Source organism: Arthrobacter methylotrophus (assembly GCF_039539965.1).
Lineage (GTDB): Bacteria > Actinomycetota > Actinomycetes > Actinomycetales > Micrococcaceae > Arthrobacter > Arthrobacter methylotrophus.
The window spans coordinates 1,201,536-1,220,691 of record NZ_BAABED010000001.1 but is presented as its reverse complement, the minus strand read 5'-3'; the positions used below and the strand labels follow the sequence as shown (position 1 = coordinate 1,220,691).

The window sequence follows — 19,156 nt, the reverse complement described above, 5'->3', positions numbered from 1 at the left end:
GCGGTTACTTGACTGCTTTAGAGGAAGCTCGTGTTCCCCTGGAGCCCAAAACACGGAAGTATACAAACCCCGCGGCCAAGAGAATCAGCACGGTCAGGAGCTGGACCACGAACGGACTTCCGGTGGCGGCGTCCACTGCCACCTTGACTACGCTGACCGGCTCAGCTGGCGTCTTAGAGCTGGGTGAATGGGACGGGGCGGCTGGCGCACTCGATGACTTTGAGAGTAAGGGTGATGGGGTCGGAGTTGTCCCGACCGGTCCGACCGGTTGAAGTTCCGTCCCCGGATCGGCAGTGGATTTGGGAACGGGTTGCCTAGGATCAACGGGCCCTGCTTGTGAAGGGGCGCTTGAAACTTGCACAGAAGGAACCGAGGCCTGATCGGGCACAAAGACGGAATTGGGACCGTCGCCGGGCGCGGGCGCCACGGGGGGCACAACGACTATCGGCGGTATCTCGACGACGGGAGGCACAGGATCAGTAACAGGCGGCCCAGGGTCCGTGGTGGGAGTCACCGGATCTACACTCGGCGGCGGCGAGGGCGATTCTTCGACGGGCGGTGGGTTGCCGGGGTCGGTACCCGGAGTGGTCTCGCCATCAGCGAACGCCGCCTGCAAAGGTACCAACGCCATTAGACACGCAAGAAGAGCGCTCGCAAACGCGGCGCCCAGCCTTTTCAGGCAGAACGCAATTCTCATTTTGTTCAAGATATTTGCCCCCATGGCTGCAACGCCTTTTTGGTGGGTGCGACACCGGCGCTGCCTTGTTCCTCTTTCCACATGAGAGGAGGTAAGTCCAGTCAATGGATATTGTAACCAGCATACTTGATGCAACAATAGCTTTTCGAGTCGATCTACGTCACTGCGACATATACCCTCCAAAAAGACTCATCCCTCGGTATCCGTACCACGCCGTGCCGTCAAAAGGTGATGCTACTTACAGCTTCCCTTCACGGTCACGTCGTGAGATTGCCCAGCCGGGAAAGTAGTCTTGATAGATGCGCTTCAAGCCCTACATCCGCAAGAAATACTTGCCAGCCATCGCCACTGCGGCCACTGCGGGGGTCCTTGTCCTCACCGGCTGTTCGCCGGTCGTTGACGTCAAAGCAGCGGCGGATGCCGCGAATCCTGCCTGCGCGCCCATGATGGTGGCACTCCCGGACACGATCGGTGACGCCGCACTCAGGAAGACCAACAGCCAGGCCACGGCAGCTTGGGGTGACCCGTCCGTGTTGATTTTGCGCTGCGGCGTCAACGTCCCGGGACCCACCACGGACCGATGCGTCACCGTGAACGACGTCGACTGGGTGATCAAGGAGGGCGATCCCGTGTGGACCCTCACAACCTACGGCCGCGAGCCCGCCACCGAAATTCTCATGGACCCGAACAAGATCAGCTCCGCCACGGTCCTGGCCGATCTGGCACCTGCCGCGTCGAAAATCAAGGCCACGCGCAAGTGCGTGGGTCAGCCCGAACTGCTGCAGAACCTGCCCTCGAGCACCCCCGGCAAGTAGGCAAGTTCCACACCAACCGGTTTCAGCGCAAGCCGGTCTTCCGGTTGAGCGCCAAGTCGATGAGTTCGTCGATCAACTCGGAGTAGCCAAGCCCGGAAGCCGCCCACATCTGCGGATACATGCTCTTGGGCGTGAATCCCGGCATCGTGTTGATCTCGTTGATGATGATTTCGCCGTCGGGAGTATAGAAAAAGTCCACGCGGCTGAGGCCTTCGGCACCCACGGCATCAAAGGCTGTCGCGGCATGTTCACGGACCCGGGCAATGGCTTCTTCCGGAAGATCCGCCGGGCAGCTGAGGGCAGCAGCGCCGTCTTCCACATACTTGGCGTTGAAGTCATAGAACTCGTGTTCGCCCGCGGCGACTGCGATTTCCCCCGGCATGGAGGTGCGCGGGGAAGCAGAGCCACGCCCCTCAAGGACGGCGCACTCGATTTCACGGCCCACAATGCCGGCCTCGATCACGAGTTTGAGATCGTGTCGGCGTGCTTCCTCAATCGCAGCGTCCAGCCCATCCATCGAATCCACTTTGGAAATCCCCATCGAGGAACCGGCGCGGGCGGGCTTCACGAAGACCGGGAAGCCGAGGCGGTCCACGCGCTTACGCACGGCTTCGGCGTCGTTGATCCAATTCCGGTCAGTGACTGCCACATAGGGTCCCACGGCAAGGCCCGCGGCCTCGAAAACGACCTTCATGAAGTGTTTGTCCATGCCGACGGCTGACGCCAAGACCCCGGCGCCTACGTAGCGCGTGTCCGAAAGTTCCAGCAGTCCCTGGATGGTGCCGTCTTCGCCCCACGGCCCGTGCAGGAGCGGGAATACGACATCCACGGAACCGAGTTCTTCGGGCACCTCGTTCGGGGCCGTGACGATCAATTGGTGGGCTCCGCCCACTTCGGCGAGGGTTACAGTCCTTCCGGACGGGGCCACCTCGGGCAAAGCCGAGGCGCTGAGCGACCACTCACCGATGTCGGCGGAAGGGATCACCCACTGGCCGGATTTGGCGATTCCGATGGGAATGACGTCGTACTTGCTTTTGTCGATGGCGCCCATCACTCCAGCCGCCGTCACGCAGCTGACTGCGTGTTCGCTGGAGCGCCCGCCAAAGAGGACTGCGACGCGCGGCCGACGACGCTCAACGGGCTTCGCGGAAGCGGCAGTTCCAGCGGACTCAGTAGTTCCAGCAGACAGGGATTCTTCGGTCACAGTCAGTAGTCGCCTTCGGACTTCAGGGAGCGGGCCAGGAGCCTGGGCCCCAGTTCATCAACGGATAGTTTGCCTTCAAGGACGGCTACGACGGCCGCAGTGATCGGCATGTCGACACCGAGTTTTCCGGCTAGTTCGTAGACAGCGTACCCGGATTTGATGCCTTCCGCCGTCTGCGTCATGTGCTCGGTAACCTGTTCGAGGGTCAGGCCCTGGCCGAGCAGACGGCCCGCCGTATGGTTGCGGGAGAGCGGCGAGGAGCAGGTCGCCACGAGGTCGCCCAGACCGGCAAGGCCGGCGATCGTGCGTGCTTCGCCGCCCAGGGCAAGGGCTAGCCGCGACGTCTCCGCGAGGCCGCGGGTGATCACCGAAGCCTTCGTGTTGTCCCCCATTTGCTTACCTTCGCAAATGCCGACGGCGAGGGCGATTACGTTCTTGACGATCCCGCCGATTTCGACTCCGACGACGTCGTTGCTCGTGTAGGGGCGGAAATACGGGGCGGTGCAGTAGAGCGCGAACGATGCAGCCGTGGTTTCGTCGCTGCACGCCACCACGGAGGCCGTCGGTTCCTTTCGCGCGATCTCCATGGCCAGGTTGGGCCCCGAAACTACCGCTACCCGTTCCTGCGGGATGCCGAGTTCCTCGGAGATGACCTGGCTCATGCGCGCGTCCGTGCCGAGTTCAAGACCTTTCATGAGGGAAACCACCACGGCGTCTGGGGCCACGAGTGGCTTCCACTCGCGAAGCTGCGGCCGAAGCGACTGCGCCGGGACGGCGAGAATCACGATTCCGGCGCCGGCCAGGACCTTGGACACGTCGGTTGAGGCAGTGATGGAATCCGGCAGCGCGACATCCTTCAAGTACTGCTCGTTACGGTGCTCGGTGTTGATCTGCTCAACCACTTCGTTCCGCCGGCCCCAAATACGGATGCTGCGCTCTGCGCCAGTGGCTATTGCTGCATCCGCCAGGACCTTGGCGAACGTCGTGCCCCAGGATCCCGCGCCGAGCACAGCCACAACCGCGTTGTCGGCCGTAAGCACTTCCCCAGCGGTCACTTCTGTCCGTCCGCGCCGTTATTGCCTGCCGTTCCTTCAGTTGCTTCAAAGCGGCCATGCTTCGACTGGTTGTGGGCAGAAGGGTCCCAGCGTTCCTTGGGCGGAGCTTCTCCGCGCAAGGTCGCGAGAAGTCCGGTGATGGCGTCCATAATGATGTCCGTCGCCTCAACCAGCGTTGCCCGGTCCAAGGGCCGGCCTTGGAAAGCGCTGAGGTCCACTGGCTCTCCCACCAGGATGCGGGAAGTCTTCCGGGGGAAGACATGCAGACGCTTGGCATACCGGGGGAACACCTCATGGGCACCCCAATGGGCAATCGGCACCACTGGTGCGCCGGTCAGGATCGCCAGGCGTGCAGCTCCGGTGTGGCCCTTCATCGGCCACAAGCCGGGGTCACGCGTCAAGGTCCCCTCGGGATAGATGATGATGGCGCCGCCCGCGTCTACCACTTCCTGGGCGGCTTGCAGCGAACGGTTCGCTCCCGTCGTCGAGCGCTCCACCGGAATCTGGTTGGTGGCGCGCAACAGGCTACCCAGGACGGGCACCTTGAAGAGTCCCGCCTTCGCGAGGAAATGCGGCGGACGCTTGAGGTTATAGAGCATGTGCCCCACCACGATGGGGTCGATCTCGGTGCAATGGTTCGGGGCGGCAATGAAGCCGCCCGCAGGGAACTTTTCAGTCCCCTCCCACTTCTTGGCCATGAGGATGTTCATGAGCGGACGGGCAACTCCCGCGAGAACGGCGAACATGGCACGGCTCTGGGCCGATTCCTTCAAAGTGTCCCCCGCTACTTGGAGTCGGTGAGGTCGAAATCGGCACCTAATGCGGCGAGCTTTTCGGTGAAGCGCTCGTAGCCGCGGTTGATGATGTCGATCCCGGTCACCCTGGACGTGCCGGTCGCGGCAAGCGCCGCAATAAGGTGGCTGAATCCGCCACGGAGATCGGGAATGTCGATGTCAGTGCCCCTGAGCGGTGTAGGTCCCGAGACGACGGCGGAATGCAGGAAATTACGCTGGCCGAAACGGCACGGCACACTGCCGAGGCATTCGCGGTGCACCTGGATGGTTGCCCCCATGCGGGTCAGCGCATCGGTGAAGCCGAAGCGGTTTTCGTACACAGTTTCGTGCACAATCGACACGCCTTCAGCCTGAGTCAAAGCGACCACCAGTGGCTGCTGCCAGTCGGTCATGAAGCCCGGGTGCACATCCGTTTCCAGGACGAGCGGGCTGAGTTTTCCGCCGGGGTGGTAGAAACGGATGCCGTCCTCGCGGATGTCCATTCCGCCGCCCACCTTGCGGTAGGTGTTCAAGAAGGTCATCATGTCGCGCTGGGATGCACCCTCCACGAAGATATCTCCGCGGGTCACCAAGGCGGCCGAAGCCCAGGAAGCCGATTCGTTGCGGTCCGCCAGGGCCCGGTGGTCGTAGCCACCGAGGTCCTTGACTCCTTCGATCCGGATGGTGCGGTCAGTCTGGACGCTGATGATGGCGCCCATCTTTTGCAGCACAGCGATGAGGTCGATGATTTCCGGTTCAGTGGCGGCACCGCTGAGTTCCGTGATGCCCTCGGCACGCGTCGCGCTCAGCAGTACCTGTTCCGTGGCTCCCACCGACGGGTACGGCAGGGAGATCTTGGCACCCTGGAGTCCCTTGGGGGCGGAAATGTGGATGCCGCCCGGCCGCTTTTCGACGACGGCGCCGAACTGCCGGAGAACATTCAGGTGGTAGTCGATGGGCCGGTCGCCGATCTTGCAGCCACCCAGGTCAGGAATAAAAGCTTCGCCGATGGCATGGATCAATGGCCCACACAGCAGGATCGGGATGCGGGAGTCCCCCGCATGGGCGTCGATCGCGGTGCTGGACGCTGTCTTGGCGTTCTGGGGATCCAGCGTGAGATCTCCCGTGATGGGGTCCTTCTGGACAGTCACGCCATGGAGCTGCAGCAGACTGGTGACCACCTCCACGTCCTTGATTTCCGGAACGTTCCGCAGCACCGAAGGTTCGTTGCCGAGGAGCGAAGCCACCATGGCCTTGGGAACAAGGTTCTTGGCACCTCTGACGGTGACGCGGCCGGTCAAAGGGACGCCGCCGCGGATTGTCAGAACACTACTCATCTATACCGGTTTCCTCACGAGTTGATGCCCCCACACTTACAAAGGCTCCAGCTAAGCATAAAAGCTGACGTTACCGATTCGAAATGGAGGCCCACCGGGGCATGCTTGAAGGAACGGAGAAGGACCGGCGTGGCTCGTCGCCATCGCCGGTCCTTCCGTCGGCCAGGAGTATTGGATTCGTGGGCCGGGCCTACTGGATCCTTGCAGGCAGCGTTTTCGGCTTGAAGGAAGGCCTCGTGGCCTCGTAGGCCGTGATGTCTTCCTCGTGCTGGAGCGTCAAGCCGATGTCGTCCAAGCCTTCCAAAAGGCGCCAGCGCGTGTAGTCATCGATTTCGAAGGGCGCCACCACGTTGCCGCATTCGACGGTCTTGGACACGAGGTCCACCTTGACCTCGGTACCGGGGGCGTTTTCGAGCACTTTCCAGATGAGCTCGATGTCGTCTTGGGCAAGCTCAGCCGCCAGGAGGCCTTGCTTTCCCGAGTTCCCGCGGAAAATGTCCGCGAAACGGGAAGAGAGGACGGCCTTGAAACCATAGTCCTTCAGTGCCCAGACGGCGTGTTCGCGGGATGAGCCGGTGCCGAAATCAGGCCCGGCCACCAGGACGGAGCCCGCGTTGAAAGGTTCCTGGTTCAGGATGAAGGATGCGTCCTTGCGCCACGCAGCGAACAGGGCGTCTTCGAAGCCGGTACGGGTGATCCGTTTCAGGTAGACCGCGGGAATGATCTGGTCCGTGTCGACATTGCTTTGGCGCAGCGGGACACCGATGCCGGTGTGGGTGGTGAACTTTTCCATGGGATCCTCCTAGGCGGCGTCGGTCGTGGTGGAAGCGGAGACGAAGGCGGACTCCAGGTCCGACGGCGAGCTGAGTGTCCCGCGAACCGCAGTCGCAGCAGCCACTACCGGTGAAACCAGGTGCGTGCGTCCGCCTTTGCCCTGCCGGCCTTCGAAGTTGCGGTTCGAGGTGGATGCACAGCGCTCCCCCGGCTCGAGCTGGTCCGGGTTCATGCCCAGGCACATCGAGCAGCCGGCGAAGCGCCACTCGGCTCCGAAATCCTTGAATACCTTGTCCAGGCCCTCTGCTTCAGCCTCCAGGCGGACGCGTGCGGAGCCCGGAACCACCAGCATCCGCACCTTGGGGTCTTTTTCGCGACCCCGGATCACGTCAGCCGCGGCGCGGAGGTCTTCGATGCGTGAGTTGGTGCAGGATCCCAGGAAGACGGTGTCCACGCGGATGTCCTTCATGGGCGTGCCGGCTTCCAGGCCCATGTACTGCAGCGCGCGTTCGGCCGCCAGTTTGGCGTTTTCGTCACCAAAGTCCTCGGGGAACGGCACCGCTTCGTTGAGTGAAATACCCTGGCCCGGGTTGGTCCCCCAGGTGACAAACGGTTCCAAAGTATCGGCATTGAGGTCTACCTCGACGTCGAACGTTGCGTCGTCGTCGGTGTGCAGCGTGCTCCAGTACTCGACGGCTGCGTCCCACTCTTCGCCCTGGGGGGCGTGCGGGCGGCCGTGCATGTAGTCGTACGTCGTCTGGTCCGGCGCCACCAGTCCCGCACGGGCGCCGGCCTCGATGGACATATTGCAGATGGTCATGCGGGCGTCCATGGAAAGCGTCCGGATGGCCGAGCCGCGGTATTCCAGGACATAGCCTTGGCCGCCGCCGGTGCCGATCTTGGCGATGACGGCCAGGATAATGTCCTTTGCCGACACGCCGGGGCGCAGAGTGCCCTCCACGTTGATGGCCATGGTCTTGAAAGGCTTGAGGGAGAGCGTCTGGGTTGCCATGACGTGTTCCACCTCGGAGGTGCCAATGCCCATGGCGAGCGCCCCGAAGGCGCCGTGGGTCGAGGTGTGGGAATCGCCACAGACAACCGTCATGCCGGGCTGGGTCAGACCCAGCTGCGGACCGACGACGTGCACAATGCCTTGTTCGGCATCGCCTAGAGAGTGCAGGCGGACACCGAACTCCTTGCAGTTGTTCCGCAAAGTCTGGATCTGCGTGCGGCTGGTGAGATCGGCAATCGGCTTGTCGATATCGAGTGTCGGCGTGTTGTGGTCTTCCGTGGCGATGGTGAGATCGGGACGGCGTAAGGGGCGTCCGGCCAAGCGCAAACCCTCAAAGGCCTGCGGCGAGGTCACCTCGTGCACTAGGTGCAGGTCGATGAACAGAAGATCGGGCTGGGCGTTGGCTCCTTCGCCTTCGCCCTTGCGCACCACGTGTGCATCCCAGACTTTCTCGGCCAGAGTCTTTCCCACGGCCTGCTCCCTTCACTGCGGTTGGCTTGACTACTTCCACTGAACATCAGCGATCCAAACTGCGCCAGTGAAACAACTTGCATCTCAGATATTGAGACGTCAATATCATTACATGGACAATTCTAGTGGAGTCGGCGTCATCGATAAAGCGGCCCAGGTGCTCGACGCACTTGAGGCGGGGCCAACCACTTTGGCTCAACTTGTGGCAGCAACCGGACTGGCCCGCCCCACCGTACACCGGCTGGCGCTGGCGCTCGTCCACCACCGGCTCGTAAGCCGCGACATCCAAGGGCGCTTTGTCCTCGGGAGCCGCCTTGTTGAGCTTGCTTCGGCGGCAGGCGAAGACAGGCTCATCGCGTCTGCCGGCCCCGTCCTCATCCAATTGCGCGACGCCACCGGAGAAAGCGCCCAAATCTTCCGACGCCAGGGGGACTGGCGCGTCTGCGTCGCCTCGGCCGAACGTCCGATCGGCCTGCGCGACACCATTCCCGTGGGCACCCAGCTATCCATGAAGGCCGGCTCCGCCGCCCAGATCCTCCTGGCATGGGAAGACCATGATCGTCTTCTCGACGGACTCCAGAATGCCCGCTTCACGCCGACGGTCCTGGCGGGAGTACGACGCCGGGGCTGGGCTCAGAGCCTCGGCGAACGCGAGCCCGGGGTCGCCTCCGTGTCTGCGCCGGTGCGCGGCCCTTCCGGTCGCGTCATCGCTGCCGTGTCCATCTCGGGCCCCATCGAGCGGCTGACCCGCCAGCCGGGACGCCTCCACGCCGAGGTTGTCTGCAATGCCGCCCGCGTGCTGACCGAGGCCCTGCGCAAGAACAACGACTGACCGCATACCCCGGTAGCGCCCGGACTGTTTGCGGGTGCGCATGTAGGGTGGGCGCATGAATAGCTTTGCCGTGTTCCTGCGCGGGATCAACGTGGGCGGGATCAACATCAAAATGGCCGACCTCAAGACCGCCCTCAAGGCGTGCCCCTTCACCGGCGTCAAGACCCTGCTGGCCAGTGGGAACGTTGTCCTTCAGAGCAAGCTGGACGCCGCGGGGGTCAAAGAGCAGTTCGAAGAATGCTTAAGGGAAGCCTTCGGCTATGACGCCTGGGTAGTGGTCCTCACCGCACGAAGGGTTGCTGAATTGGTGGACGCTTGCCCTTATCCCGCCGACGATAAAACCACGCACAGTTACATCACCCTCGCCTCGGACACCGCCATGTTGGACGAACTGTTCGACGCCGGCGCAGAGCTCGGCACCCCCGGACACGGCGGAGTCGAGCAGGTCCGGCTGGGTCCCGAAGCGTCTGCTTGGCTCGCTCCAACGGGTGGCACCTTGGACAGCCCCTTCAGCAAGATCTCTTCGAAGCCCCGCTACAAGGCGAGCACCACCACCCGGAACCTGCGCACGCTCATCAAGGTCCGGGACGCCGCAGATGCCCTCCAGAAAGAAGAATGAGCGGTCGCCCGCACCGTTCTCCCCTCTTTTGAGTTCGAAAAGGGGTTGCTACGCGGCGAGTCGCCTTATTCCGGGGCTTTCTCGCGGCAAACAAGGGGAGCAAGATACGGCTCCAGATGTCCATCCGTATCTTGCACGACGAAAAATCCCCCGGAACCTGTTGGTTCCGGGGGATTCATTTTGTGACCCCAGCGGGATTCGAACCCGCGTTACCGCCGTGAGAGGGCGGCGTACTAGGCCGCTATACGATGGGGCCTTGCACTTTTGACTACATTTTTGAATCCCAATTCCGGGATTCAAGCTGAATGAGTATTTCACACATTCAGCGTTCATTCAAATCAGCGGACTGATTCAGAATTCCAAATTCCCGCAGAATAATGCGGTCTATTTAGAGCTGGGATACCAGGACTCGAACCTAGAATGACGGTACCAGAAACCGTAGTGTTGCCAATTACACCATATCCCATTGGCGCTTTTAGGCCGGATTCGATGGCCTAAACCTTCGCTCCGCGCCCCTCAGCACGAGTAATTACTTTACCCGAGACTTTCGGCGCGCACAAATCGCCGCATGGGATCCGCCTGCCACCCCGTCGATCCGCCAACCCCGGCGAAAGACCCTTGCAATCACCCGTATTTTAAGTTTACCCTCGGTAAGTTACCGCTCGGTAACCAAGCTTGACACAAATTTCGTGGCACGGCCGCAGGCCAAGTCGTCTGTTAGCTGTGTCACATGGGGGGTGCCCGGCAGCAGCGCCGCCGCCGGGAAGTCATCGAGAGGAATTGCCCGTGACACGGAACCCTGCCCTTGCCATCAGAACCCGAAGCCGCGCCCAGATGATCGCTATTGCCGTCCTCGCGCTCCTGTTAATCGCGCTCCTCGGCTTCTACGCCTTGGTCATCGGGAAGATCGCTGCAGGTTCGGCGCAACTCAATGACGGCGCAGGCCAGGCTTCAACCGGCGCCGGACAGCTCAAGGACGGCGCAGCAAGGCTTGCCGGCGGAGCCGCTGAAGCCAGCACCGGAGCCGCCACGCTGGCCGATGGAGCATCGAAGGTCCACACCGGAATCCAAGGCAAGCTGACCCCGGGCGCCCAGCAATTGAAGGATGGTGCCGACAAGCTCGCGAGTGGCGCAGAGAAGATCCAGAACGACGTCGACGCGAAGCTGGCACCGGGAGTCTACAAAGTGGATGACGGCGCCCAGAAACTCGCCGCCGGGGCCGCGCAGCTTTCAGCCGCGTTGACTCCGACGCCCGGAGGCAACGCGGAAAACAATCTCGCAGACGGCGCCACCCAACTCCACAATGGCGCGATCCAGCTGAACAACGGGGCCACCCAACTCAACGCCGGTGCTGCCCAACTCGATGCAGGTTCGGCCAGGTTGGCAGCGGGGACCGATCAGCTTAAGGGTTTCCCCGGCGCCGGAAACGATCCCACCAAAGGCACGGGATCAGCGGCCTTGGCCCAAGGGCTCCAGCAGCTGGCCGACGCCGCGAACGGGCTCCAGGGCGTTGTGCCCCTTGCGGCACTGAAGGTCCAGATCAATGCCCTCAACGATGGCGCACATCGCCTCGATGCTGGAGCTGGACAGCTCCAGGCCGGCGCGGGCCAGCTCGAGGCCGGGGCGGAACAACTGCACGACGGCACCGGACGGCTCGCCGACGGCACCGGGAAAATCTCTGCCGGGACAGGAAAGCTGACAGCAGGATTTGCCGCCCTCGCCCGGAAACTCAACAGCCAGGACCCAGCCGCCCCGGGAGTAGTTTTGGGCACGCAAATGCTCGCTGATGGAACGGCAAAGATCCGGGTGGGCATGGACGGTGTTCCGGGCGACCCGGAGCACCCGGGACTCCTCAAGGCCACGGCCGGCATGACCGACGGAACGTCCCGTTTGGCCTCGGGCACGGATTCACTGATGGCCGGCATCAAGGGCAGCCCCGCTGATCCGTCCTCCCCTGGTCTCCTGGACGGTTCAACGGCGTTGGCGGCGGGCGCCTCCAAGTTGTCCGAAGGAAATGCCAAGCTGGCCGCGGGCTCAGCCCAATTGTCCGCAGGCGCGGACAAACTCGCAGACGGGAATGCGCGCATTGCGGCGGGCACCGCGGAGCTCCATCAGGGCGCCGCAGCGGTATCGCCGTCGAACATGGCCGAAAAGTCCGATACCGGCACGGCGCTCGGCCTCGTGGGCGTTCTGGGTGCCGGTTCCGTGGGCGCGTTTGTCTTCCTGCGGAAGTTCCGGCTCGACGAGTAGCCGGGAAGCCGCTCAGCCGAGCAGTTGCGACAAGGAGTCTATTTCCCTGCCCGAAAAGTCGGAGACGAGTTCGCCGGTACGGTTCAACCAGACACCCCGTAATCCGGCGGCGGTGGAGCCGTCGGCGTCGAGCAGCCGGTTGTCTCCGACGAAAAGTGTCTCAGCCGGGGTGGTGCCCAAGCGGCGGACCCCTTCCAGGTAAATGGCGGGGTCCGGCTTGGGCACACCCACGGTGTCGGTTCCGACAAGGACCAAGACGCGGGAGAGTCCGGCGCTGTCGAGCTTGACCCTCTGGTAGTCGTGGACATTGTTGCTCACGGCACCGTACGGAATGCCGAGAGCATCTAGAGCGTCAAGGACCGGCTTGACGTCGCTGAAGGCCCTGACATAGCTGGGCTGCAAGCGGGCATAGTCGTTGAGCCACGTGTGGGAATCGTCGCCGCCAAGCTCGACGCCGAAATGCCCCAGTGCGGCGCGGCCCCGGAGGAGCCGCTGCTCGTTGAACGTCAGCTCGCCAGCGAGGTACCGGTCGTAAAAGTGCGTGGTTTCGTGCGTGAAGATCCGTCCGAATTTCTCCCACCCGGCCTGGTCCAGGCCGGGCAGGAGATGTTCGCTCACATCACGCAGGGCCGTGGTCATGGCGTACTCGAGGTCCACCAGGGTGTCGTCAATATCGAACAGGACACCCCGCACCGTGCCGAATGACTCATGAAGCGCGTTGATCACGGCGTTCCTGAACTAGCCGCGGAACGAGCGCAGGCGGATGAGCGAGGAATCCTTGCCCAGAATGACCATCGATTCGAACAGCGGCGGCGAGATGCGGCGACCGGAGATCGCCGTGCGCACGGGGCCGAACGCAAGACGCGGCTTGATACCGAGATCCTCCACCAGCGCCTGCTTGAGCGCTGTCTGGATGCTTTCTGCTGTCCAGTCCGCGAGGGGTTCCAGCGCAACCAACGCAGCGTCCAGCACCTCGCTCAGGTTCTCGGGAAGGCCCTTGCGAGCGTCGTCGGCGACGTCGATCGCGTCGTCGTTCTTGAACAGGAAGGCGAGCATCTCCGGAGCCTCGCCCAGCAGGGTGATCCGTTCCTGGACCAGCGGTGCGGCCTCGGCAAGGATCTCTTCCTGACGCTGAGTCAAAATCTCCCCCACGAAACCTGCGGCCCGCAGGTACGGGACGAGCCGCTCTCGGAAGTCCTCGGGAGCGAGCATGCGCACGTGCGTTCCGTTGATGGCTTCGGCCTTTTTGATATCGAAGCGCGCCGGGTTACCCAGGACATCGTGGACGTCGAAGTTGGCCACGAGCTGCTCCACCGTGAAGATGTCCTCGTCTGCGCTCAGGGACCAGCCCAGGAGGGACAGGTAGTTGAGCAATCCTTCGCGAATGAAGCCACGTTCACGGTGCAGGAACAGGCTGGATTCCGGATCACGCTTGGAAAGCTTCTTGTTACCCTGGCCCATGACATAGGGAAGGTGGCCGAACTCCGGCATGTACTCCGCCACGCCGATGGCGTATAGCGCGCGGTACAGGGCGATCTGGCGCGGGGTGGAGCTGAGCAGGTCTTCGCCGCGGAGGACGTGAGTGATGCCCATGAGTGCGTCATCAACCGGGTTCACCAGTGTATACAGCGGCGCTCCATTGGCGCGCACCACCGCGAAGTCGGGAACGGAGCCGGCCTTGAACGTGATCTCCCCGCGCACAAGGTCGTTGAAGGTCAGGTCCTCGTCCGGCATACGCAGGCGCAACACGGCATTCCGGCCCTCGGCCTTGTACTGGGCGAGCTGCTCCTCGGTGACATGCCGGTCGAAGCCATCGTAACCGAGCTTGGGATCGCGGCCAGCAGCACGGTGCCGCGCTTCGATCTCCTCGGGAGTGGAATACGACTCGTAGATGTGACCGCCGGCCTTGAGCTTGGCGATGACGTCTTGGTACACGTCGCTGCGCTGCGACTGGCGGTACGGCTCGTGCGGTCCGCCGACCTCAACGCCCTCGTCCCAGTCGATGCCGAGCCACTTTAGCGCGTCAAGCAGTTGGTGGTAGCTTTCTTCACTGTCACGGGCCGAGTCGGTATCTTCGATGCGGAAGATCAGCTTGCCACCGGTGTGCCTCGCGTAGGCCCAGTTAAACAGGGCGGTACGGATCAGTCCAACGTGTGGGGTTCCCGTGGGCGAGGGGCAGAACCGGACGCGGACCGGGGTTTCGGCATTCACGGCAGGAATTGACGAAGAAAATGAAAAGTTCGACGCAGCAACAGTAGTCATAATGGTTCCAACTTTACCGCTTGCTGCACGGCCGCTTTTGCCTGCTGCTTGACGGGGCGCCGAGCAGCAGGCAAGCAGTCAACCCTTACCGGCGGACTACCGGGTTGGACAAACGTCCGATGCCTTCGATCTCGATCTCGTAGCGGTCGCCTTCCTGGAGCAGGCCGACGCCGGCTGGCGTGCCCGTCATGATGACGTCTCCCGGAAGCAAGGTGAAAGCCTGCGAAACGATCGACACCAGTTCGCGCACGCTACGGATCATCTGCTTGGTGCTGCCGTCCTGGCGGAGTTCGCCATTGAGCCAGCCCTTGATAGCGAGGTCCTCGGGGTCAAGTTCCGTCTCGATCCACGGTCCCAAGGGAGCCGAGGTATCGAAGCCCTTGGCACGCGCCCACTGCAGGTCTGTCTTTTGGACGTCGCGTGCAGTGAGATCGTTGCCGCAGGTGTAACCGAAAATGACATCGTCCACGCGATCTTCCGGGACGTCCTTGCAAATGCGGCCAATGACCACGCAGAGTTCCGCTTCAAAGGAAACTTCTTCGGAGAACTCAGGCAGCACGATCGGATCATTGGGGCCCACAACGGCCGTATTCGGCTTCAGGAACAGCAGGGGGTGCTGGGGAACCTCATTGCCCAATTCCCGGGCGTGCTCCGCAAAGTTCCGGCCAACGCCGATCACCTTGCTGCGCGGAATGATCGGGGCCAGCAGGCGCACATCTTCCAACTTGTGGCGGACCGAAGTACGCTCGACGCCGTTGAAGAAGGGATCGCCATGGATGACAGTGATCACTTCACTGCCAGGCTCACCTTCGACGACGCCGTAGACGGGATCAGAATCAACAACAAACCGGGCGATACGCATGGTCTCTAGGGTACCGTCCGCAAGCGGCCAGCACGCGCGCTGCGGAAGTGTCCGCTAGCCGCGCAGATAGTCCAATTGCGCCGCCACCGAGGTTTCGGCTGCCCACCGTACGGAAGGATCGACGTCGGGGTACACCGCATCGGTGACGGCCTGGACCTCGGCTTGGGCCCCGAGTCTGACCAGGGCTTCACGGATCTGCTCCAGGCGCATCACCCTGTGCGCGCGATACTCGCGGCATACCGCGTCCACAGCCGGCAGGACCGGACCGTGTGCGGGCAGCAGGGTTGCCGGACCGAGGCTTTCGAGCGTGTCGAGGCTCAAGAGGTAGTCCCCGAGCCTTCCGTCGGGATAGTCAAGGACTGTGGTGCCCCGACCCAGGATTGTATCGCCGGTCAGCACGGAGCCATCTGGTCCGTCGCCCGGAAGGTGGAAGCAGACTGAATCCGAAGTATGGCCAGGCGTAGCAAGGACGCGGATTTCGACGCCTCCCGCTCCAATGACCTCGCCGCCGCGCAGCGGTTCGCCACCGTGGCAGTGTGCCGGATCCGCCGCGCGGACGGGAGCGCCCGTGAGTTCGCGGAAGCGCTCGGACCCCTCAGTGTGGTCTTTGTGGCGATGGGTGATAAGGACGAGCTCAACCATTCCACTGGCGGCCAGGGCCGCGAGGTGCGGTTCGTCGAGTGGCCCGGGGTCGACGACGACAACTCCCGCAGCGTCCGGGGCGGCGATGACATACGAATTGGTGCCGTCAAGGCTCATCGGACCCGGATTGGGTGCCAGCCGAAAGCGTGTGAGGGAACTGCTGTTCTTGAACGAGGCGTCATTGACCGGATTCACTTCTCCATCTTGGCACACGGCACATTGCCGGGCCTGTGCAGAGGGAGCCCACTGCCGAATGCCACGACGGCACACGACGGCACACGACGTAGCATGGTGCAAAGCAATCGGACAGTTGCGGACGTGAACAGTTGCAGGGGGCGGTCGAATTGTTGCGGACTCACACCCGACGCGGAGGACTTCTCCGGACGACGGCGATCGCCAGCGCTTGCCTCTCAATCCTCGCCACCCTCAGTGCCTGCTCGTCCGACACGGGACCCCGGTCCGCGGCAACCTCATCCCAGCCCACAGTGGTGATCATTGGAGATTCCCTCAGCACAGGGCATGGCACCTCCCCTGCTGATGCCTGGCCGACCCTCATGGAGAACGACCCCGCCTTTAAACAGTTCCGGGCCACCGTGGTCAATGCCGCGAAGGATGGCAGCGGCTACGTCAGCGTCGGCCAGGACGGATCGACCTTCGGTTCGCAAGTGGACACGGCGGTAACTGACACGACGCGCTTGGTGCTTTTCTTCGGTTCCGAAAATGACATGGGTACAGCCCCTGGAGAAACCGAGATTGCCGCGTCGCAGGCCTTCGCCTCGGCCAAGGCACGGGCTCCCCTCGCCGACATCGTGGTGGTCGGTCCGCCGTCGTATACGGGCATGCCCGAGCAGGAGAGACTGGACATCCGCGACCAGGACCAAGCCGCTGCCCTGAGAGCAGGCGCCGACTTCGTCGATCCGATCAACCTCGGGTGGATCATGAACGATGCCGAGAACCTCATTGGTCCCGATGGCGATCACCCCTCGAAAGCGGGGCAACAATATCTGCAGGCCAAGATGGAAGCCCTCATCGAACCATTGCTCCATGGGTCCCGGCCCGCGGAACAACCCGTTCCCCGGTGAAACGACGACGGCGGCCCGCCCACCGAAGTGGTGGCCGCCGTCGGGCACTGCAGAAGCCGTTACGTCTTAGGCGAGGTGGGTCAGCCAGCCGTGCTTGTCCTCGATCGTTCCAGTCTGGATGCCGAGCAGCTGCTGGCGAATGGCCATGGTGGTTTCTCCGGCCGTCGCATCTTCGGAACCGATGAACTCGGTCTTGTCCTTGAGCACACCGATAGGCGTGATGACGGCCGCGGTTCCACAAGCGAAGACCTCGGCGATCTCACCGGAGGCCACGCCGTCGCGCCATTCAGCGAGGGTGATCTTGCGCTCGGAAACCTCGCGGCCCATGTCTTTTGCGACCTGGATGACAGAAGAACGGGTCACGCCTTCGAGGATGGTTCCGGTCAGTGCTGGAGTGACGAGAGAGCCGTCCTTCATGACGAAGAACACATTCATGCCACCGAGTTCCTCGACGGCATCGTCGTTGAAGGGGTCCAGGAAGAGGACCTGCTTGCAGCCGTTCTCCTCGGCCTCCATCTGCGCGATCAGGGAGGCAGCGTAGTTTCCACCACACTTGGCTGCACCGGTGCCGCCGCGACCTGCACGGGCGTATTCGCGGGAAATCCAGATGGATACCGGCTTGAGCTCGCCGCCGAAGTAGTTGCCTGCCGGGGAAGCGATGACCCGGAAGGAGACCTCGCGTGCTGCGCGGACACCCAGGAATGCCTCGGTGGCGATCATGAACGGGCGCAAGTACAGGGCTTCACCGTCGCCGGAAGGGACCCATTCCTTGTCTGCCTGCACGAGTTCGCGGATGGCGCCAAGGAAGTATTCCTCCGGCAGTTCCGGGAGCGCCAAGCGGCGGGCGGACTTATTCAGGCGCGCGGCGTTGGCCTCGGGGCGGAAAGTCCAAATGGAGCCATCAGCGTGGCGGTATGCCTTGAGGCCTTCGAAGATCTCCTGGCCGTAGTGCAGCACTGCTGCCGAAGGATCCAGTGAAATAGGCCCGTAGGCCTCTACCCGCGCGCTGTGCCAGCCGCCCCTGCCCTCTGCGTCAACGCTGTAGTCGACAATGACGGTGTTGTCGGTGAAGTAGTCGCCAAATCCCGGGTTTGCCAGGATCGCTGCACGCTCCTCAGCAGACTTCGGGGTCTCCGAGAGCTGCTGGCTGAATTCGACGCCGTGGGCAGTCTGAGTCATGTTTCCTCCAGTCGGCTACCTGGCAGAGCGAACCAACTCTTGGAGGATATGGTTCAGCGACGGACCACGGCAGCAGGTAAATAATTCAAGTAAAGCTTACTCCTGAGTACAGGGGCCTAAAGTGCGGCCGCGATAGCGTCGCCGATGGCCGCGGTGCTGCGGGTTTCGCCGCTGCGGCTTTCGATATCGGCCACGACGGCGGCTTCGATCCTGCGGGCGGCCTTGGTGTAGCCAAGGTGGTCCAGCAATAGCGACGCCGACAGGATGGCAGCGGTGGGGTCCGCTTTCTGTTGGCCGGCGATGTCCGGGGCGGAGCCATGCACAGGTTCGAACATGGACGGAGCGGTGCGGTCCATGTTGATGTTGCCCGACGCCGCCAGACCGATGCCGCCGGTGATGGCCGCGGCGAGGTCGGTGATGATGTCCCCGAAAAGGTTGTCGGTGACAATCACATCGAAGCGGGAGGGATCGGTCACCATGAAGATCGTCGCAGCGTCAATGTGGAGGTAGTCATGGGTAACCTCGGGAAATTCCTTGGCCACAGCCTCAACGGTGCGCTTCCACAAATGGCCCGCAAAGACCAAGACGTTGTGCTTATGGACGAGGGTAACGTGCTTGCGGGGCCGCTCGCTGGCGCGGCGGAAGGCGTCCCGGACAACGCGTTCGACGCCGTGGGCCGTGTTGAGCGATACCTCGGTGGCGACCTCGTGGGGCGTTCCCCCGCGCAGCGTGCCGCCGTTGCCGACGTACGGCCCCTCGGTGCCCTCGCGGACCACGATGAAGTCGATGGTGCCAGGGTTGGCCAGGGGGCTGCCCACCGTGCCGTAGAGTCGCGAGGGGCGCAGATTCACGAAGTGGTCCAGGCTGAAGCGGAGCTTGAGCAGCATCTCGCGTTCAATGATTCCGGAAGGGATTCGGGTATCCCCCGGGGCCGCGCCGACAGCGCCGAACAGGATGGCATCGCGGGTGCGCAGATCAGCCAAGACCTCGTCCGGGAGGGTTTCACCGGTTTCAAGCCAGTGCTGGGCTCCCAGCTTGTATTCGGTCTGCTCCAAGGCAACGCCTTCTTTGGCAACAACCTTTTCCAGGACCTTGAGGGCTTCGGCAATGACTTCGGGGCCAATACCGTCTCCGGGGATGACTGCCAGGTTGATCGTTGCTACGGGTTGTGTTGCGCTCATGATTTCAGACTGCCAAGGCATCCACATGCTGGTCAAAATCGTCTCACCATTTGAACGATCACGATTCTCTCCGCCCGCGGTATGACGCGGCGTTGCCAGCACCGCCGTT

At 62.8% G+C, this 19,156-nt stretch carries 20 protein-coding genes and 2 tRNA genes; 6 read left to right on the top strand and 16 right to left on the bottom strand.

Annotated features, from left to right (window positions below; translation table 11 throughout):
* Positions 1–4 precede the first annotated feature (4 nt).
* Positions 5–721: a hypothetical protein gene (locus ABD884_RS05985; RefSeq protein ID WP_345039945.1), complete on the bottom strand. Its 717-nt coding sequence runs from the start codon at positions 719–721 to the stop codon at positions 5–7.
* 275 nt (positions 722–996) lie between these two features.
* On the opposite strand from ABD884_RS05985, the gene ABD884_RS05980 reads away from it, so the two are divergent.
* Positions 997–1,512 (top strand): DUF3515 family protein, encoded by a 516-nt coding sequence (locus ABD884_RS05980; RefSeq protein WP_345039940.1) that lies wholly within the window; start codon positions 997–999, stop codon positions 1,510–1,512.
* A gap of 22 nt (positions 1,513–1,534) precedes the next feature.
* On the opposite strand, the gene ABD884_RS05975 is transcribed toward ABD884_RS05980, so the two are convergent.
* The 4 genes from ABD884_RS05975 to murA are packed head-to-tail and all read right to left on the bottom strand — an operon-like array spanning position 1,535 to position 5,881.
* A complete protein-coding gene (locus ABD884_RS05975) occupies positions 1,535–2,701 on the bottom strand; it encodes a D-alanine--D-alanine ligase family protein (RefSeq protein WP_376954522.1) in 1,167 nt (388 codons plus the stop codon).
* A 17-nt stretch (positions 2,702–2,718) separates the two neighbouring features.
* On the bottom strand, positions 2,719–3,771 hold the full coding sequence (locus ABD884_RS05970; protein WP_345039932.1) for an NAD(P)H-dependent glycerol-3-phosphate dehydrogenase: 1,053 nt from the start codon (positions 3,769–3,771) through the stop codon (positions 2,719–2,721).
* Positions 3,768–4,544, bottom strand: a complete 777-nt coding sequence (locus ABD884_RS05965) for a lysophospholipid acyltransferase family protein (RefSeq protein ID WP_345039925.1) — start codon at positions 4,542–4,544, stop codon at positions 3,768–3,770. The genes ABD884_RS05970 and ABD884_RS05965 overlap by 4 nt, the downstream gene beginning before the upstream one ends.
* 11 nt (positions 4,545–4,555) lie before the next feature.
* Entirely contained in the window at positions 4,556–5,881 is a 1,326-nt protein-coding gene (gene murA / locus ABD884_RS05960) for a UDP-N-acetylglucosamine 1-carboxyvinyltransferase (protein ID WP_028264658.1), read from the bottom strand.
* 101 nt (positions 5,882–5,982) lie between these two features.
* On the opposite strand from murA, the gene ABD884_RS05955 reads away from it, so the two are divergent.
* A complete protein-coding gene (locus ABD884_RS05955; protein ID WP_345039913.1) occupies positions 5,983–6,129 on the top strand; it encodes a hypothetical protein in 147 nt (48 codons plus the stop codon).
* On the opposite strand, the gene leuD is transcribed toward ABD884_RS05955, so the two are convergent.
* A complete protein-coding gene (gene leuD, locus ABD884_RS05950) occupies positions 6,072–6,674 on the bottom strand; it encodes a 3-isopropylmalate dehydratase small subunit (protein WP_028264659.1) in 603 nt (200 codons plus the stop codon). The genes ABD884_RS05955 and leuD overlap by 58 nt on opposite strands.
* Before the next feature lie 9 nt (positions 6,675–6,683).
* Positions 6,684–8,138, bottom strand: coding sequence for a 3-isopropylmalate dehydratase large subunit (gene leuC / locus ABD884_RS05945; protein WP_345039904.1), 1,455 nt, complete (start codon positions 8,136–8,138; stop codon positions 6,684–6,686).
* A gap of 112 nt (positions 8,139–8,250) precedes the next feature.
* Here leuC and ABD884_RS05940 point away from each other — a divergent pair, with 112 nt between their 5' ends.
* Together ABD884_RS05940 and ABD884_RS05935 are read left to right on the top strand one after the other, a co-directional pair.
* Entirely contained in the window at positions 8,251–8,970 is a 720-nt protein-coding gene (locus ABD884_RS05940; RefSeq protein ID WP_028264661.1) for an IclR family transcriptional regulator, read from the top strand.
* Between the two features lie 55 nt (positions 8,971–9,025).
* Entirely contained in the window at positions 9,026–9,589 is a 564-nt protein-coding gene (locus ABD884_RS05935) for a DUF1697 domain-containing protein (RefSeq protein WP_345039894.1), read from the top strand.
* Between the two features lie 183 nt (positions 9,590–9,772).
* On the opposite strand, the gene ABD884_RS05930 is transcribed toward ABD884_RS05935, so the two are convergent.
* Together ABD884_RS05930 and ABD884_RS05925 are read right to left on the bottom strand one after the other, a co-directional pair.
* Positions 9,773–9,845: transfer RNA gene (locus ABD884_RS05930), tRNA-Glu, on the bottom strand.
* Positions 9,846–9,983: 138 nt separating this feature from the next.
* Positions 9,984–10,055, bottom strand: a tRNA-Gln gene (locus tag ABD884_RS05925).
* Between the two features lie 320 nt (positions 10,056–10,375).
* Here ABD884_RS05925 and ABD884_RS05920 point away from each other — a divergent pair.
* Positions 10,376–11,839 carry a hypothetical protein gene (locus ABD884_RS05920; protein ID WP_345039888.1) on the top strand — a complete coding sequence of 488 codons (1,464 nt, stop codon included), beginning with the start codon at positions 10,376–10,378 and terminating at the stop codon, positions 11,837–11,839.
* A 12-nt stretch (positions 11,840–11,851) separates the two neighbouring features.
* Here ABD884_RS05920 and ABD884_RS05915 read toward each other — a convergent pair whose 3' ends face one another.
* The 5 genes from ABD884_RS05915 to ABD884_RS05895 form a co-directional block, all read right to left on the bottom strand.
* A complete protein-coding gene (locus ABD884_RS05915) occupies positions 11,852–12,565 on the bottom strand; it encodes an HAD family hydrolase (RefSeq protein ID WP_345039883.1) in 714 nt (237 codons plus the stop codon).
* A gap of 12 nt (positions 12,566–12,577) precedes the next feature.
* Positions 12,578–14,101: a glutamate--tRNA ligase gene (gene gltX, locus ABD884_RS05910; RefSeq protein WP_345039876.1), complete on the bottom strand. Its 1,524-nt coding sequence runs from the start codon at positions 14,099–14,101 to the stop codon at positions 12,578–12,580.
* Between the two features lie 85 nt (positions 14,102–14,186).
* A complete protein-coding gene (locus ABD884_RS05905) occupies positions 14,187–14,963 on the bottom strand; it encodes a fumarylacetoacetate hydrolase family protein (protein ID WP_345039867.1) in 777 nt (258 codons plus the stop codon).
* 54 nt (positions 14,964–15,017) lie between these two features.
* Positions 15,018–15,800 (bottom strand): MBL fold metallo-hydrolase, encoded by a 783-nt coding sequence (locus ABD884_RS05900; RefSeq protein WP_345039858.1) that lies wholly within the window; start codon positions 15,798–15,800, stop codon positions 15,018–15,020.
* A 160-nt stretch (positions 15,801–15,960) separates the two neighbouring features.
* Positions 15,961–16,101, bottom strand: coding sequence for a hypothetical protein (locus ABD884_RS05895; RefSeq protein ID WP_345039853.1), 141 nt, complete (start codon positions 16,099–16,101; stop codon positions 15,961–15,963).
* Here ABD884_RS05895 and ABD884_RS05890 point away from each other — a divergent pair.
* Positions 16,094–16,687, top strand: a complete 594-nt coding sequence (locus tag ABD884_RS05890) for an SGNH/GDSL hydrolase family protein (RefSeq protein ID WP_345039845.1) — start codon at positions 16,094–16,096, stop codon at positions 16,685–16,687. The genes ABD884_RS05895 and ABD884_RS05890 overlap by 8 nt on opposite strands.
* A 66-nt stretch (positions 16,688–16,753) precedes the next feature.
* Here ABD884_RS05890 and ABD884_RS05885 read toward each other — a convergent pair whose 3' ends face one another.
* Both ABD884_RS05885 and ABD884_RS05880 read right to left on the bottom strand, forming a co-directional pair.
* Positions 16,754–17,866 carry a branched-chain amino acid aminotransferase gene (locus ABD884_RS05885; protein WP_345039834.1) on the bottom strand — a complete coding sequence of 371 codons (1,113 nt, stop codon included), beginning with the start codon at positions 17,864–17,866 and terminating at the stop codon, positions 16,754–16,756.
* 116 nt (positions 17,867–17,982) lie between these two features.
* Positions 17,983–19,047, bottom strand: coding sequence for a 3-isopropylmalate dehydrogenase (locus ABD884_RS05880; protein ID WP_376954418.1), 1,065 nt, complete (start codon positions 19,045–19,047; stop codon positions 17,983–17,985).
* Positions 19,048–19,156: the final 109 nt, after the last annotated feature.

Bases quoted from the DNA above. Each gene is read 5' to 3' on its own strand.
- ABD884_RS05980 (WP_345039940.1), top strand. From the start codon at position 997: ATGCGCTTCAAGCCCTACATCCGCAAGAAATACTTGCCAGCCATCGCC.
- ABD884_RS05935 (WP_345039894.1), top strand. From the start codon at position 9,026: ATGAATAGCTTTGCCGTGTTCCTGCGCGGGATCAACGTGGGCGGGATC.
- ABD884_RS05940 (WP_028264661.1), top strand. From the start codon at position 8,251: ATGGACAATTCTAGTGGAGTCGGCGTCATCGATAAAGCGGCCCAGGTG.
- ABD884_RS05895 (WP_345039853.1), bottom strand. From the start codon at position 16,101: ATGATCACCACTGTGGGCTGGGATGAGGTTGCCGCGGACCGGGGTCCC.
- ABD884_RS05955 (WP_345039913.1), top strand. From the start codon at position 5,983: ATGCTTGAAGGAACGGAGAAGGACCGGCGTGGCTCGTCGCCATCGCCG.
- gltX (WP_345039876.1), bottom strand. From the start codon at position 14,101: ATGACTACTGTTGCTGCGTCGAACTTTTCATTTTCTTCGTCAATTCCT.
- leuD (WP_028264659.1), bottom strand. From the start codon at position 6,674: ATGGAAAAGTTCACCACCCACACCGGCATCGGTGTCCCGCTGCGCCAA.
- ABD884_RS05905 (WP_345039867.1), bottom strand. From the start codon at position 14,963: ATGCGTATCGCCCGGTTTGTTGTTGATTCTGATCCCGTCTACGGCGTC.
- murA (WP_028264658.1), bottom strand. From the start codon at position 5,881: ATGAGTAGTGTTCTGACAATCCGCGGCGGCGTCCCTTTGACCGGCCGC.
- ABD884_RS05985 (WP_345039945.1), bottom strand. From the start codon at position 721: ATGGGGGCAAATATCTTGAACAAAATGAGAATTGCGTTCTGCCTGAAA.
- ABD884_RS05880 (WP_376954418.1), bottom strand. From the start codon at position 19,047: ATGAGCGCAACACAACCCGTAGCAACGATCAACCTGGCAGTCATCCCC.
- ABD884_RS05885 (WP_345039834.1), bottom strand. From the start codon at position 17,866: ATGACTCAGACTGCCCACGGCGTCGAATTCAGCCAGCAGCTCTCGGAG.